This window comes from Acidovorax sp. 69 (assembly GCF_002797445.1).
Taxonomy (GTDB): domain Bacteria; phylum Pseudomonadota; class Gammaproteobacteria; order Burkholderiales; family Burkholderiaceae_C; genus Acidovorax.
Genome location: NZ_PGEP01000001.1, coordinates 3,632,447 through 3,646,952 on the forward strand (window position 1 = coordinate 3,632,447; position 14,506 = coordinate 3,646,952).

General features: G+C 63.8%; 11 protein-coding genes. 7 read left to right on the forward strand and 4 right to left on the reverse strand.

From position 1 onward, the window contains the following. Positions 1 to 293 precede the first annotated feature (293 nt). The 7 genes from CLU85_RS16630 to CLU85_RS16660 all read left to right on the forward strand — a co-directional run bounded on the left by CLU85_RS16630 (position 294) and on the right by CLU85_RS16660 (position 9,742). Positions 294 to 1,121, forward strand: a complete 828-nt coding sequence (locus CLU85_RS16630) for a proteasome-type protease (protein ID WP_100411231.1) — start codon at positions 294 to 296, stop codon at positions 1,119 to 1,121. 74 nt (positions 1,122 to 1,195) lie between these two features. Then, on the forward strand, positions 1,196 to 2,011 hold the full coding sequence (locus CLU85_RS16635) for an alpha/beta fold hydrolase (protein WP_100411232.1): 816 nt from the start codon (positions 1,196 to 1,198) through the stop codon (positions 2,009 to 2,011). Between the two features lie 171 nt (positions 2,012 to 2,182). After that, positions 2,183 to 3,004, forward strand: a complete 822-nt coding sequence (locus CLU85_RS16640) for a carotenoid biosynthesis protein (RefSeq protein ID WP_100411233.1) — start codon at positions 2,183 to 2,185, stop codon at positions 3,002 to 3,004. Beyond that, positions 3,001 to 4,509 carry an oxygenase MpaB family protein gene (locus CLU85_RS16645; protein ID WP_100411234.1) on the forward strand — a complete coding sequence of 503 codons (1,509 nt, stop codon included), beginning with the start codon at positions 3,001 to 3,003 and terminating at the stop codon, positions 4,507 to 4,509. Before CLU85_RS16640 ends, CLU85_RS16645 begins: the two co-directional genes overlap by 4 nt. Positions 4,510 to 4,625: 116 nt before the next feature. Continuing rightward, positions 4,626 to 6,533 carry a diguanylate cyclase gene (locus tag CLU85_RS16650; RefSeq protein ID WP_232727851.1) on the forward strand — a complete coding sequence of 636 codons (1,908 nt, stop codon included), beginning with the start codon at positions 4,626 to 4,628 and terminating at the stop codon, positions 6,531 to 6,533. Continuing rightward, on the forward strand, positions 6,433 to 8,112 hold the full coding sequence (locus CLU85_RS16655) for a diguanylate cyclase (protein WP_232727852.1): 1,680 nt from the start codon (positions 6,433 to 6,435) through the stop codon (positions 8,110 to 8,112). Before CLU85_RS16650 ends, CLU85_RS16655 begins: the two co-directional genes overlap by 101 nt. A gap of 136 nt (positions 8,113 to 8,248) precedes the next feature. Next, positions 8,249 to 9,742 (forward strand): FAD-binding oxidoreductase, encoded by a 1,494-nt coding sequence (locus tag CLU85_RS16660; protein ID WP_100411236.1) that lies wholly within the window; start codon positions 8,249 to 8,251, stop codon positions 9,740 to 9,742. Positions 9,743 to 9,779: 37 nt separating this feature from the next. Here CLU85_RS16660 and CLU85_RS16665 read toward each other — a convergent pair whose 3' ends face one another. The 4 genes from CLU85_RS16665 to CLU85_RS16680 form a co-directional block, all read right to left on the reverse strand. After that, the gene (locus tag CLU85_RS16665) at positions 9,780 to 11,114 is read right to left on the reverse strand and encodes a diguanylate cyclase domain-containing protein (protein ID WP_100411237.1); all 1,335 of its coding nucleotides are present in this window, start codon (positions 11,112 to 11,114) and stop codon (positions 9,780 to 9,782) included. Positions 11,115 to 11,282: 168 nt separating this feature from the next. Further along, complete coding sequence (locus tag CLU85_RS16670) at positions 11,283 to 12,128, reverse strand: MipA/OmpV family protein (RefSeq protein ID WP_100411238.1); 846 nt, start codon at positions 12,126 to 12,128, stop codon at positions 11,283 to 11,285. Between the two features lie 10 nt (positions 12,129 to 12,138). Beyond that, the gene (locus CLU85_RS16675; protein WP_100411239.1) at positions 12,139 to 12,963 is read right to left on the reverse strand and encodes an undecaprenyl-diphosphate phosphatase; all 825 of its coding nucleotides are present in this window, start codon (positions 12,961 to 12,963) and stop codon (positions 12,139 to 12,141) included. 100 nt (positions 12,964 to 13,063) lie between these two features. Continuing rightward, complete coding sequence (locus CLU85_RS16680; RefSeq protein WP_100412603.1) at positions 13,064 to 14,506, reverse strand: efflux transporter outer membrane subunit; 1,443 nt, start codon at positions 14,504 to 14,506, stop codon at positions 13,064 to 13,066.

Consider the following 14,506-nt stretch of genomic DNA (forward strand, 5'->3'; position numbering starts at 1 on the left):
GTGGAAGTGGTGCACAGGATGATAGGCCCGGCGTGTCTACGCCGCCCGCTGCAGGCAACAGAGCCCCCACACCCATGCCCGCCCCTGCAGACCGCTGCGAGGGCAATGGGCAACTTAGTGGGCATTTTTGAGCCCCAAGGGCACCAAGCGCTGGTGCCATATGCGGCAATTGCTATCATTTTTGACGAAGACCACCGAAGGCTACACGGGGCCGCCAGACGAGGGGGCGGGGCGTTGGCGCCGCAGGCGACTAAACTCGCGGGTTCCCTTCCTATAACGACTTCCATTGCTCCATGACGTATTGCGTCGCCATCAAACTCAATGCCGGGCTGGTTTTCCTGTCCGATTCCCGCACCAATGCCGGTCTGGACCAGATCAGCTCGTTTCGCAAGATGATGGTCTACGAGAAGGCGGGCGACCGCTTCATGGTGCTGCTGTCGGCAGGCAATCTGTCGATTTCACAGTCGGTGCGCGAGATTTTGCAGACCGAGCAGATCAAGGATGGCGAGTCGGGCGAGGCCATCACCATCTGGAACGCCAAGAGCATGTTCGACGCCGCCCGCGTGCTGGGCGCTGCCGTGCGCCATGTGCATGAGCGCGACGGGGCCGCCCTCAAGCGCTCGGGCGTGGACTTCAATGTGTCCATGGTGTTCGGCGGCCAGATCAAGGGCGAAGGCATGCGCCTGTTCCAGGTGTATTCGGCCGGTAATTTCATCGAGGCCACGTCGGAGACGCCCTACTTCCAGGTCGGCGAATCCAAGTACGGCAAGCCGGTGCTCGACCGCGTGCTCACGCCCGAGACCCCCCTGGACGAGGCGGCCAAATGCGCGCTGGTGTCGATGGACAGCACGCTCAAGTCCAACCTCTCGGTCGGGCTGCCGCTGGATCTGGTGGTGTATGAGGTGGACCGTTTTGCCACCGACAAGGTGATCTGCATCGACGAGAACAACCCGTACTTTCGGATGCTGCACGACAGCTGGGGCCAGAAGCTGCGGCAGGTGTTCGACAGCATCGAGGACCCCGCCTGGAGTGGCGGCGCCACCGAGGTGCCGATCATGGTGAGCCCTGCGCGCAGCAAGCCGCTCAAGAAGATCACCAATCACACCGACAGGCTCATCTGAGGGCTCGGGGGCCGCCATGTGGCCTCCTGGGCCTGTTTCTTCTCCCTCTTGCCCTCTGCCGGTGGTTCCCTTTCATGCTCCCCATTGTTTTTTCACACGCCAACAGCTTCCCGGCTAGCACCTATCGCCTGCTCTTCAGGCACCTCAAGGCCCGTGGTTTCCAGGTCAGTGCGGTAGAAAGCTACGGCCACGACCCCCAATACCCGGTGTCGAACAACTGGCCACACCTGGTGCAGCACCTGGCAGACTTCGCCACGGTGCAGGTCGAGCGCCTGGGGCAACCGGTGTTTCTGGTCGGGCACTCGCTGGGCGGGTTTTTGAGTGTGATGGCAGCAGCCCGCCACCCCACGCTGGTGCGCGGGGTGCTGCTGATCGACTCTCCGCTCATTGGTGGCTGGAAAGCCAACGCGCTGGGCGTGGCCAAGCGCACGCAGGTGGTGGGCTCCATCTCGCCCGGCAAGGTCAGCCGCCAACGCCGCTTCAGCTGGGCCAGCAATGAAGAAGCCCTGGAGCACTTTCGCAAGAAGAAAGCCTTTGCCCGCTGGCACCCCGAAGTACTGCAGGACTACATCACCCACGGTCTAGTGGACCATGATGGCAAACGCGTGCTGGGTTTTGACCGCGCGGTGGAAACCGCCATCTACAACACGCTGCCACACAACCTGGGGCGCCTGCTCAGCACACACCCGCTGCAATGCCCGGCGGCCTTCATCGGAGGGCGCGACTCCGACGAGATGAAGCAGGTGGGCATGGCCATGACCATGCGCATCACCGAAGGCCGCACCATGATGCTGGATGGCAGTCACCTCTTCCCCATGGAACAGCCCCTGGCCACTGCGGCAGCCATAGAGGCATCGCTGCTCAATCTCGCTTCGCTCGCGCCCGCCTAGGGGTGTGCCAAACCCAGGGGCATCTACGGCGGGGCTCCTATAACACTAAAAAATGCCCCGGCGCACCCAAAAGTGCGCTGTAGATACAGCCCTCGATCAGGGCAAACAAGGGGCACGGCAGACCGGGCAATCCCCTACACTGGGAGAATTGTTACAGTGTGATACACCACCATGTCTGCAAAGCCCCTGACGGCCGCGCGATTGCCTGCGCTCAGCTTCGCGCTGTTGGCCGCTTTTTTGGTCGCTACTGCGGTACGCGCCCACAATGACACGACCATTGCCATCGTCATCGCCTCGGTGCTGATGTTCGTTTGCTGCTGGGCCAGCGCCACGCATCTGCTGGGTGTCCGTGCCGCACGGTGTTTTGTGGCGATCTCTGTCAGCCTGGGCTGGTTTGCCGAACAGATGGGCTCCAGCCATGGATGGTTCTTTGGCCACTACACCTATACCGACGTGCTGGGCCCCCGCCTGCTGGATGTACCCATCGTCATCCCCATGATGTGGTTCGCATTGACCTATGCGGGCTATGTCATCAGCAACCTGATCGTCTGGCAATCTGCGGTGGATGGCGCACCAGGTCTTGGCAATGCCGCCATGCTGTCATTTCTGGCCGCGATGATCGTGACCGCATTTGACCTCGGCGCAGACCCCTACTTTGTATACACCCTCAAGGCCTGGATCATGGCCAAGACCGACGGCGCCTGGTTTGGTGAGACGGTGCAAGGCTTTTTTGGGTGGGTGTTCGTGGCATTTGTGATCATCTTCAGCTTTCGCCTGTGGGTCCGGCGGCAGTCCTTGTTACCCGCCAGCCCCTTCCTGCGGCGGCACGCGCTGATACCCCTGACCATCTATGCTGCGGGCATGGTGTTTCAGATGATTTTGGGCAGCCCTGTGGAAATCCGCTCCATCGCTCCGTTTGCCATGGGCATCCCGCTGCTCTGCGCGCTGGCAGGCTTCCAACGCTGGCGCGCACCGGGTGTGGTGGCTGCATGACGACCAGCCCCCGCCGCACCTCCCTGCCAGTTGCCGACCTGGCCCCCATGCAGCACCACGCCGACCCCCTGGCGGACAACACCATCGCGCAGATCCTCGGGCCCTGGCCGGTTGGCGACGTGGCGGTCGATGCCCCGCAATGGGCGCACATCAACACCGTGAATCTGCTGTTGGGCCAGTGGACCGACAACACCACCCTGGCCACCTGGCAGGTGGCCGAAGGCCCGGTACAGGCTGGCGAAGGCGACAAGGCCAACAAGGGCTATGTCACCGCCGAAATGGCCGAGGCACTCAACCGGTATGTGCAGACCGCCCAGGTGCTGCCGCCCTGGGCCGATGCCCGCAAGATCGAACGCGCCGAAAAGCTCTTCATGGACCATGGCGCGCTGTCGTGCATCCTGCTGTTTTGCGCCAGCCTGCCCGAGTGCTACGTGATCCCGGACTTGTCCAGCGTGCTGCACACCGCAGGACAACTGGAGCAGAACACGGAATACCGCATACGGTCCACGGCTGCCATGATCTTCCCGGTGATGATGCACGGCGGCCTGGGCCCACGGGGCGCAGGGGTAGCGCAGGTGCTCAAGGTCCGACTGATCCACGCCACCATTCGCAACCTCATCCTGCATGGCGGCCCCGAGCAGGCCATCGCGCAATGGCAATCCGGCGGCGACGGCCAGGTGGCCCCGCGCGCAGCCCCGGCCAACAGTGGCCGGTCCGTGATGTACCAGACGTTGTACGCACGGGGCTGGAATCTCGCGGCCGAAGGCCTGCCCTGCAACCAGGAAGAACTGGCCTACACCCTGCTGACCTTTGGCTATGTGTTTTTGCGCAGCCTGCGCCGGCTGGGCATCGGGCTGCCGCCCGGCGACGAAGAGGCCTACCTGCACGCCTGGAACGTGGTGGGCCACATTCTGGGTATCGACCGCACCCTGATGGTGGACACCATGGCGCAGGGCGCATCACTGATGGCGCTGATGCAGACCCGGGGCCGCGCCGAACCAGTGACCCCTGACCCCCGCCCTGGGCTGGGCCAAGCCCTGATGCACACCATGGAAAAGTCACTGCCCTGGCACATCGTCAAGCCTTTCCCGCAGCTCATGACACGCTACCTGTGCGGCCGCGAGACCGCGACAGACCTGGGGCTGACCGAGCCTGTGCCCTGGCTGTCCGCCCTGCTGTTCTGGGGTGTGCTGCTGCTGGCGCGCGCCATCGACGCCTTGCTGCGCCTGGTGCTTCCGCGCTTTTCGATCGTGCGCATGCTCACCCGGGCGCTGGGCTACCACTTCATGAGCCGGGTGCTGATGAGCCAGACACGCCCCCTGCAGTTGCCCACAGAGTTGCTCAATCAGGTGGACAGCGTGGTACACGGCTGGAGCGACGATGCCCAGGCACCGGCCTGGCTCAACCGCATCGAAGACCGGCTGACCACTCGCGGCAGCTGGAGTCCGGGCCTGGCGCAGAAAGCACAGGCCGAGCGCGCCACCGAGGCGCAGCAACCCGCATAGCCGCCGCTGCCCCCACTCCGATGTACCCGCTGCTCTGCGCACTCCCCCTGATGCTGGCCCAGCTTTGGCGCGCGCATTGGAGCGTGGCAACCACCCTGCTTTGTCTGCTCGTTCCCATGGCGTTGCCTCTGGGCGCGCAAGCGGCTGCGCCCCTGGTGCTGACGCAGGACTCGCCGCAGGTGGACGCATGGCAAGCCATCACGCTCAAGGCCGACCCCACCTATCAGCTCTCGGTGCAGGACATGTTGGGCCGTCTGGACCAATTCGAGGCGCCCACCCGGCGCGGCGGCTCGCTGGGCGTCCACAAAGCGGCCATGTGGCTGCATATTCCCATCATCGCGCCCAAGGCACTGAGCACCCCCTGGGTGGTCGATGTTGGTTTCAGCTCGCTGCATGCCGAGATCTACCTGGCCAGCGGCGGCCAGGTGATCCAGCAGGTTCGTACAAGCCAGCCTGGCCAAACGCAGCTCTCCAGCCGCACGCCCGCGATGGCGTTTGACCTGCGGGCCGGGCAGCCCTATGACCTGCTGATACGGGTGCAGGCCACAGGGCCGCTGATCCTGCCCATCACGGTCAGCGAAATGCCCCATCAGATGCGTCAGGCCCTGGGCGAGCAAATGCTGCAGGGCCTGCTCAACGGACTGGCCTTGTGCCTGCTGGTGTACAGCCTGATCCAGTGGGTCACGCAACGCGAGCCCATGTTCGGCTTCTATGCGTTGGTGGTGCTCGGGAGCACGGGCTTTTCACTGCAATTTTTTGGCATTGGGGCGCAGTTCCTATGGCCTGGCAATCCGTGGATGGGTCGGTACGCGGGCCTGGCGGCAGGTCTGACAGCGCTGGCCGGCTCGTTCCTTTTCCTGGGCCACACCCTGGCGGACAACACGCAAAGCAGCCGGTACGCGCGCACCATGCAAGCGGGCGCAGCGATCACGGCGGTGGTCTGTGCTGCCGTCATGCTCGGCGGGCTGAGCGTGCCCATCGCCATCGTCTACATGAGCCTGGTGGGGCCCCTGCCCTCCCTGATCAGCTTGCCGGCGGCCATCGTAAGGGTGCGACAAAAAGACGCCATCGGCACCACTCTGCTGGTGGCCTGGGTCGCCTTTGGAGTGGCTGCCGCCGTCATGGTGTGCCTGGTCCAGGGCTGGGTGCCTGCAAACTTCTGGACGCTGCACTCGTTCCAGTTCGGCGCCACGGTGGACATGCTGCTCTTCTTTCGCGTGCTGGGCCTGCGCGCAAAGGCGGTGCAAGCCAAGGCCCTGGAAGCGATAAGAGAACGCGACCTGATGCACTCGCTGGCACACACCGATCCGCTCACCGGCCTGAGCAACCGGCGGGGGCTGCAACATGCCTTGCATGCCGCCTTGGCCCAATGTTCGCCGCAGCGGATGGTGGCGGTGTACCTCATGGATCTGGATGGTTTCAAGCCGGTCAACGACGCACATGGCCACGATGTGGGCGACGATCTGCTGGTAGCCGTGGGGCAGCGATTGCAGTCACATGTGCGGCACCAGACCGACCTGGTGGCGCGGCTTGGCGGCGATGAGTTCATCGTCATGGCCCGCGACCTGGCCACCCCCCACCAAGCGGATGAGCTGGGGCGGTCTTTGTTGCAGGCTTTTGAAAGGCCCTTCATGCTTAGCCACCTGTCCATCCGGGTGGGATTGACCATCGGCTATGCGCTGGCCCCGCTGGACAGCGACGATGCACAGCATCTGATCCGGCTTGCGGATGCGGCCATGTACGCGGGCAAGGGGGGGGCAAACACTCCATCCGCCGCAACGCGGGCGAACTGGCGCTCTCATCATGACCCACGCGCGCCCCTCCGGCCACTTGCACCTGCCGACCCTCGCTGCCCAATGGGGCCGGGCCTGCTGTCTGCTGGCGGTGGTGTGGCTGATGCTGGTCGCACTGGCCCCGCGCGCCATGGCTGCGCCTCTGGAGCTGCGCGACGACCTGCACTCCATCGATGCCTGGCCTGCCGTGTCCATGCTCGCAGATCCGTCGGGCACCCTGCTGGTAGATGACGCCCTGTCCTCACTGGCACGCTTTGAAGCGCCGCCCGGCACCAGCGGCACGCTGGGCGTTCGTTCCGAGCCGGTATGGCTGCATATTCCCCTCCAGGTGCCCGCCGCCTCTGTTGGCATCTGGGTGCTCGACATCGACTACCCCGTGCTCCAACGCATCGAGGTGTACCTCACCACCGAAGGCCATGTCACCCAGCAGGCCACACTGGGCAGCCTTCAGCCCTACACCCAGCGCCCCTTGCTCAGCCGCACCCATGCCCTGCCGCTGACCATGTTGCCCGGGCACACTTACAACCTGCTGCTGCGCGTGGAAACCCGGGGCGCGATGGTGCTGCCCATCACCCTGAACAAGCCCACCACCTGGCACAGCAAGGCGCTGAACGAGCAGATGCTGCAGGGCATCCTCACCGGACTGGCGCTGTGTCTGCTGATCTACAGCCTGGCGCAATGGATCAACCTGCGCGACATGCTGTTCATACAGTACGCACTGCTCATCGCGGGCAGCCTGCTGTTTTCGCTGCACCTGTTTGGCCTGGGAACGCAGTACCTGTGGCGCGACATGCCCTGGGTGGAGCTGCATGCCGCCAGCCTGGCTGCACTCACGGCCACCTGCGGTTCCTTCCTCTTCATCAGCCAGGCCCTGGCAGGCGACCAGCCCCGGAGCTGGCTGCTGCGCAGCATGCGGGGGAGCGCGGTGCTGTGTGTCGTTCTCGCAGTGCTCTACGCGCTGGACCTGCTCAGCACCCGCGCCGTGACGGGTGTTGTCAGCATCCTGGGCCTGGTGCCCGCGCTCATGGGCATCCCCGGCGCAGTGGGCCGCGCGCGCCGGGCCGACCCGGTGGGTTCCACCCTGCTGCTCGCCTGGGTGCTGTACTTCATGTCCACCGCCACGGTCATCGGCGTGATCAGAGGCTGGGTGCCGGTGAACTTCTGGACGCTGCACTCGTTCCAGTTTGGCGCCACGCTGGACATGCTGCTGTTCATGCGGGTGCTGGGCCTGCGCACCAAGGCGCTGCGCCTGGAGGCGCTGGACGCCAACCGTGAGCGCGACGTGATGCGCTCGCTGGCACATACAGACCCGCTCACAGGTCTGCCCAACCGGCGTGGGCTCAATATCTCGCTGGCGTCCGCCCTTTCACGCTGCAGCGCCGAAAAAATGCTGGCGGTGTATGTGATGGACCTGGACGGGTTCAAGCCCGTCAATGACCAGCACGGCCACGACGTTGGCGACGAATTGCTGATCGCCGTGACCCGGCGCCTGCAGGGCCATGTGCGCCAGAGTGATCTGGTCGCGCGCCTGGGGGGCGACGAATTCGTCGTGATGGCAGGGCAACTGCACAGCCTGCAACAGGCGGATGAACTGGGTCAAAAACTGCTGGACGCCTTCCGCTCCCCGTTCTCGCTGAACAACGTGCAGGTGGAAGTGGGGCTGACCATTGGTTATGCCATCGCCCCCCACGATAGCAACGACGCCATTGGCCTGCTCAAACTGGCCGATGCCGCCATGTACAGCGGCAAGCAGGGGGGGAAATTCTGCCTGCGACGCAATACGGGGGACCTGGCGCTGTCGTCGGCCTAGGTATTCCCCGCGTTTGCAGGCGGGTCCGGGTCCGGGCATCGGGCCAAAAAAGGCGACGCCTGCCATTTCTCACTGGTCAAAAGGCTGCGCCTCCGCTACACCCGGATCTTCGCTTTTTTCTGGAGGATCGCTCGCCATGGCCCATCGCAAAAGTCCCGCCCGCATCGCCAAAGACGCACGCATCGCGCACTTTCTATCGCGGGCAACCCAACAGACCGCCGCGAACGCAGCGCCCGCAGCCGGACCCGCGCTTACCTGGGACGCCGTGGCCACGCTGGAAGCCCGCCTGGTGGGCCGCATCGTGCTGCCGTCCAGCCCGGACTACAACACAGCGCGGCAGGAGTCCAACCCGGCGTTCCAGTCCTACCCCGAAATCATCGTCTTTTGCGCCTGTGAAAACGACGTGCTGGAATGTATGGCGGTGGCACGCAACCACGGTGTCTGGGTGGCTGTGCGCTGCGGGGGCCACAGCACGGCGGGCTACTCGGTCAACAGCGGCATGGTGGTAGACCTGAGTGACCTGCAAGGCGTGATACTGGACCCGGCCCAAGAGTGCGTGCATGTGCTGCCGGGCACTGATTTCGACCATTTCAACGGTGCCATGAATCACACAGGCTGGCATGTACCCACGGGTGCCTGCGGCAGCGTGTGCGTGGGTGGGTTTGTGCAGGGAGGTGGCTATGGCTACACCTCGCGCGCCTTTGGCATCCAGAGCGACCTCGTCCAATCGCTCCGGGTGGCGCTGGCAGATGGCACCATCGTCTTGGCCAATGCACAAGAGCATCCCGACCTGTACTGGGCCCTGCGCGGCGGCACCGGAGGCAACTTTGGCGTAGTGCTGCAAGTGACCTACCGCATGCAGAGGCTCGACCAGGTATGGGCCTGGGCCATCCGCTGGGAGCCGGCTCACGCGGCCGAGGTTCTCACACTGATGCAGTCCCGCTTCATGAAGATCGGCGCTCCCGATGCGCTGGGCTACATGATGAATCTGGGCTTCCAGAACGGGGTGCCGGTGTACATGGTGCAGGGCATGTTCTGCGGAACCCGCGAGGCGGGACTGGCGGCCATAGCCCCACTGCTGGCCGTTCCCTGTGCGCAGTTGCTGGTGGACAAGACTGGCACCTACCCCGACATGAACATCTGGCTGGAAGATCACCCATACACGCTGCCAGACAACCTGCCGGATGGCGTGGCCGAAACCAAGGCCAGCGGCTACATCAACACCCCCCTGGCACCCGCCGACTGGCAGCGCATCATCGACTACTTCAAGACCTCGCCCAATCCATGGTCCCTGGCCTATCTGGAACCCTATGGAGGCGCCATCAACCGCTACCCGGTGGCAGCCAGCGCCTTCGTCCACCGCAACGTGGATGCAGACCTCGTGGTGGATGTGTTCTGGCGCGATCCCACGGAGCGCGCCCAGATGGAAGCCTGGCTCGACGGGTTCATGCAGCTGGTGAAACCATTTTTGAACGGGCATGTGTACCAGAACTACCCGGATGCGCGGCTTTCAGACTTTGCCTTTGCTTACTGGGGGCCCGCGTACCCCAAACTGCAGCAAATCAAGGCCGCTTACGACCCCAGCAACTTCTTCCACTTTGCGCAGAGCATTGGACTACCCGCCACCTGAAAACAGGGCCTGATATCCCCGCCCGTCCCGGCGTGCATCACACAGAGACGGCCTGCGCATAGTGCAACCGCCCCTTGCCCGCCCGCTTGGCTGAATACATGGCCTGATCTGCACGGCTCATGAGGGCATCAATGTCTCCTTCGAGTGGGGGATACACGGCAACGCCAATGCTGGCGCCGATACAGAGATCCCGCCCATCCACCACCATGGGCAAGTGCAGCGCCTCGATGATGCGATGACCAATGGTGTCGGTCACATCGCGGGTCACCTCCCGGTCGAGCATGACGAGAAACTCATCCCCGCCCAGGCGCGCCACGGTATCGCCCGCGCGCACGGTGCTCGCAATGCGCTGGGCCACGATGCGGAGCACCTCATCCCCAGCCCGATGACCTTCTGCGTCGTTCACGCGCTTGAATCCATCCAGGTCAAGAAACAGGAGCGCGACAGAACCTTGGTTGTGCCGCGCCTGCACCAAGGATTCTTCAAGACGCCCCTGAAATGCCGCACGATTGAGAAGACCCGTCAGCGAATCGTGATTGGCCAGGTAGTGGTGCTGGCGCGCAATCTGGATCTTGGCCGAAACATCCTGCACCAGCGCCATGATGGAAGTGACCTGACCCTCCTCGTCGGTCAGTGCTGAGTTGAACCACTCACAATGCACCTCCACCCCATCGCTGCGTACAAAGCAGGTTTCTGCGCGGTTCTGCGACTCCTCGCCCAACTGGAGGCGTTGCAGCGCTTTCTGCAGGCTGTCATCCATGGCGGCTGGGTTCAGAAGGTCGTCCAGCCGCCGCCCCTCCAGCCCGGCCACATGCAACCAACCCATGAGCTGCACCGCCCGTTGCGAGCAATGGAGCAACTGCAGCTTGTGGTCCATTTCCAACAACGCCAGCGGGCTGTTTTCCATGTGCGAGGAAAGCCTTTGATTGGCTGCCCGCAGCGCGTTCATGGTCACCTGCAGCTCATGTACATCCAGCGCTGTGGTGATGAAACCGTCGATGGCACCCTCGGGGTTGCGCCAGGGCGTCAGGCAAATCGTGCGCCACTCGTCAAAGCCATAGGGGGTGCGCAACATGCGCTGGTACTGAACCCTTTCGCCCCGCAAGACACGCTCCACAAAGGGCATGAACCGGGCGCAGTCTTGTTCGCCATACACGTCCACCAGCGTCTTGCCCACCAGCTGCTGCGGCACCGTGCCGAACCACCGGGAATACTCGTCGTTGACGTAAATCATGCGGAGACTGCGGTCGATGACTGCCATGGTCGCACCCGCGCTGCGAGAGATCAGATCAAGCAACTCCGCCTTGGACCACGTCTCTTTCAAGGAGGTGGTGCGGGAAGATTGTGACAACTCTGGCTCGTCTTGCATCATGCGGCAAAAGCCCCATCAAGGAATAGTCATCAACAGGAAGGCAATCCAAATGACTCTGGGATTGCGCTCCAAGTGCTGCCATGCGGCCCGGCCGTTTGCAACAACATGTTGGCGCCAGCTTATCACTTTCGACCGCCAGACCCGCTTTGCCGGGCAACAACCAGCCTCTCAGCGGCAACAGCGGTAGGCGAGTCCTACGGACACCGAATAGCCCATGGGCTCGACCGTCAGAGGACTGCGGCGGGCATCCCCTTTCAACTGCGACACCCGGACAGCGCCAAGAACCACCCAGTGGCGATTGATGGCCGACATGACCTCCACGCCACCGTCTACGCTGTACAGGCCCGCGCGCGGATCAAACGCCGGCAAGGGACTTGCACCGCCCGCAGGAACACCAAAATGGCCACGCACATAAGTGTGGTCACCAAAACCGGCCCCCGCACCCACCGTTATCTTGGTGTCTGCGGTCACGGGCCAGGTGTATCCCACGCTGGTGGAAAGCTGTGCGCCACCATCGCGCCCCAGGATGTCCTGCGACACGCCAGCCCCCACGGACCATCGGTCCGTGACGGCGTAACCCGCACTCAGCCGCGCACGCAAGGTCGAGCGTACCGACGGCAACCCCACCAGGATGGGTGCATCGGACCCATCACGGCCCTTGTCAATGCGCAACGCGGCGCTCAGGCTGAAACGGTCACTTTGCGCCAGCGTGGCACTGGCGCCCGACTCCCGAGGCCCCAGACCATGCCCCATGAATGCACTTCCCCGCGAGGTGCTGAGTCGAAAGCGTCCATATTCAACAGCCCAAGCGGGCCGCAGACTGTTCTTGCGGCCATTGCCACCGGCATAGTCCGGGCTGCTTCCGACGATGGCACCCAGTGCATAGTTGAACGAAGGCGCGGCGGATTTGTCTGGCAACTCCGACTCCTCGGCCCAGGCCGCCGGGAGAGCGCAGACAGACACAAGCGCCAAAACGCCCGCACGCAAGAAAATAGAACCGGTGGTGCAACACATGGATGGATTATCAATCCGCCCACTGCACCCATCCAGTCCATGCGGTCACCAAAACGATGATCCCGAAAACGATGCGGTAGTACGCAAACGGTACAAAATTGTGGGTGCTGATGTAACGCAAAAGCCAGCGCACGCACAACCAGGCACTGAGGAAAGAAAAAACCAGCCCGGTGATGAACAGGGGAACGTCCGCCACGGACAGCAGCGCTCGCTCCTTGTACAGGCTGTATACACCCGCCCCGATCAGCGTGGGGATGGCCAGAAAGAACGAAAAATCCGTGGCTGCCTGCCGCGACAACCCCAGCAGCATGCCGCCAATGATGGTGGAGCCACTGCGGCTGGTGCCGGGCACCATGGCCAGACATTGCACGAACCCCACCTTGAGGGCATCCAGCGGTGTCATCTCATCAACGCTGTAAACCCGTGTAGCAGACGGCGGGCGGCGCTCGGCCCACAAAATGATGAAGCCCCCGATGATGAACGTGCTGGCCACCACCACTGGCGTGAACAGGTGGGCCTTGATGACCTTGCCAAACAACAGCCCCAGAACCACCGCCGGCAGAAAACCGATGAACACGTTGAGGGCAAACCGCTGCGCCTGCCGCTCGGTGGGCAGGGACACCAGCGTGGAACGTATCTTTTGCCAATACACCAGGATGACCGCGAAAATCGCACCCGTCTGGATCGCGATATCGAACACCTTGGCTTTGGCATCATCAAAACCCAGCAACGAACCCGCCAGGATCAGGTGGCCGGTGGAAGAAATGGGCAGAAACTCGGTCAGACCCTCGACGACACCCATGATGGCGGCCTTGACCAGCAATACAACGTCCACGCGGGCTCCTTCAAGAATATGATTAAAAACGGCCTCTAGCGCTTACAAAAAAAGCGCCAACAGCTATCAAAACAGGAGTATATGCCCAGGCCGGTGTGGATTATCCGCCAGGGCCAGCCTGCCACGGAACCTGCCACCCACCACCCAGCGCCTGGATCAGCGTGACGGCCGCAAGCTGTCGGTTGACCTGCAGCTGCAGCAAGGCCCGCTGGGCCGACAGCGCAGAGGCTTGGGCGGCCACCACCTCGGTGTAGCTCACCTGGCCGCTGCGGTAGCGGTTGAGCAACTGTTGCACGGTGCGCTCGGCTGCCGCTACCGCCTCCCGGCGAAGTGGTTCCTGTTCCTGCAAGGTGCGCAACGTGGTGAGCTGATCTTCCACCCCCTGAAAGGCGGTCAGCACCGTTTGCCGGTAGGCCGCCACACGGGCGTCGCGCGCTGCCTGGGCCTCATCCACCCGGGCTGCCGTAGCGCCCGCATCGAACAGCGTTTGCGCTACCGACAATCCCAACGACCACACCGTGCCCGAGGCCCTGAAAAGGTCGGCCACGCTGGAGCCGCCACTGCCCAGCGACGCTCCAAGGCTGATGCTGGGGAAATAGGCTGCGCGTTGAATGCCGATCTGCGCGTTGGCCGCAGCCACCGCACGCTCTGCCGCTGCAATGTCGGGCCTGCGCTGCAGCAGCGTAGAAGGCACACCCAAAGGCACATCGGGCACCTGGGCCACCCAATGTGCCGAGGGGAGATCAAAGGCTGCAGGCACCTGCCCGGTCAACACGGCCACGGCATGCTCGAAGCGTGCGCGGTTCTGGCGCACCGTGGCCAGATCTGCACGGGCGTTGACCAACTGGGTTTGCGCCTGCAACACATCGGTCTGGGCCACCACGCCGGCAGCGTAGCGGTTTTGCACGATCTGCAAGCTGCGTTCATAGCCCGCCACCGTGGCCCGCAACAAGTCCATCTCGGCATCGGCCTCGCGCAATTGAAAGTAGGCAGAGGCCAGGGTGCCGAGGGCCGAGAGGCGGGCTGACGCCAGATCGGCCTCGCTCGCTTGTGCGCTGGCCTGGGCATTGCTCACGCCGTTTTGCAGTCGCCCCCACAGGTCGGGCGCCCAGTCCACGCCAAGTGCCGCCTGCGTCGTGGTGCCAGACCGGCTGGAGCCCTCGCCCCCTGATCTTGTCGCGCTGCCCGACAGGTTGACCGACGGAAAGAACCCCGCGCGCTGCTGGCGCACCACAGCCTGTGCCTGGGCATACGCCGCCACCGCCGCCGCAATGTTCTGGTTGGACAGCTGCACCTGCGCTGCCAGCCGGTTCAGCTCGGCATCGCCGAACAGCTCCCACCAGGGGCCTCGCTCCAGCACATCGCCCGGCGCTGCGGGCGCCCAGGTAGCCCCTGCCTCCTTGAAGCTGGTGGGCACGGCCATGTCAGGGCGCTGGTACGGCGGTGTGACGGAGCAGGCCGTCAACAGGGCCATCGCCAGGCCCAGGGATACCCATCGCGCCGCACGCGCGCCTGGGGTAAGCAAGTGAGAAGGTGATGTCAT

What these genes read in the sequence shown, in the direction of transcription:
- CLU85_RS16660 (WP_100411236.1), top strand. Translation starts at nt 8,249, where the DNA reads ATGGCCCATCGCAAAAGTCCCGCCCGCATCGCCAAAGACGCACGCATC.
- CLU85_RS16640 (WP_100411233.1), top strand. Translation starts at nt 2,183, where the DNA reads ATGTCTGCAAAGCCCCTGACGGCCGCGCGATTGCCTGCGCTCAGCTTC.
- CLU85_RS16680 (WP_100412603.1), bottom strand. Translation starts at nt 14,506, where the DNA reads ATGACATCACCTTCTCACTTGCTTACCCCAGGCGCGCGTGCGGCGCGA.
- CLU85_RS16630 (WP_100411231.1), top strand. Translation starts at nt 294, where the DNA reads ATGACGTATTGCGTCGCCATCAAACTCAATGCCGGGCTGGTTTTCCTG.
- CLU85_RS16645 (WP_100411234.1), top strand. Translation starts at nt 3,001, where the DNA reads ATGACGACCAGCCCCCGCCGCACCTCCCTGCCAGTTGCCGACCTGGCC.
- CLU85_RS16635 (WP_100411232.1), top strand. Translation starts at nt 1,196, where the DNA reads ATGCTCCCCATTGTTTTTTCACACGCCAACAGCTTCCCGGCTAGCACC.
- CLU85_RS16650 (WP_232727851.1), top strand. Translation starts at nt 4,626, where the DNA reads ATGGCGTTGCCTCTGGGCGCGCAAGCGGCTGCGCCCCTGGTGCTGACG.
- CLU85_RS16670 (WP_100411238.1), bottom strand. Translation starts at nt 12,128, where the DNA reads ATGTGTTGCACCACCGGTTCTATTTTCTTGCGTGCGGGCGTTTTGGCG.
- CLU85_RS16665 (WP_100411237.1), bottom strand. Translation starts at nt 11,114, where the DNA reads ATGATGCAAGACGAGCCAGAGTTGTCACAATCTTCCCGCACCACCTCC.
- CLU85_RS16655 (WP_232727852.1), top strand. Translation starts at nt 6,433, where the DNA reads ATGGCTGCGCCTCTGGAGCTGCGCGACGACCTGCACTCCATCGATGCC.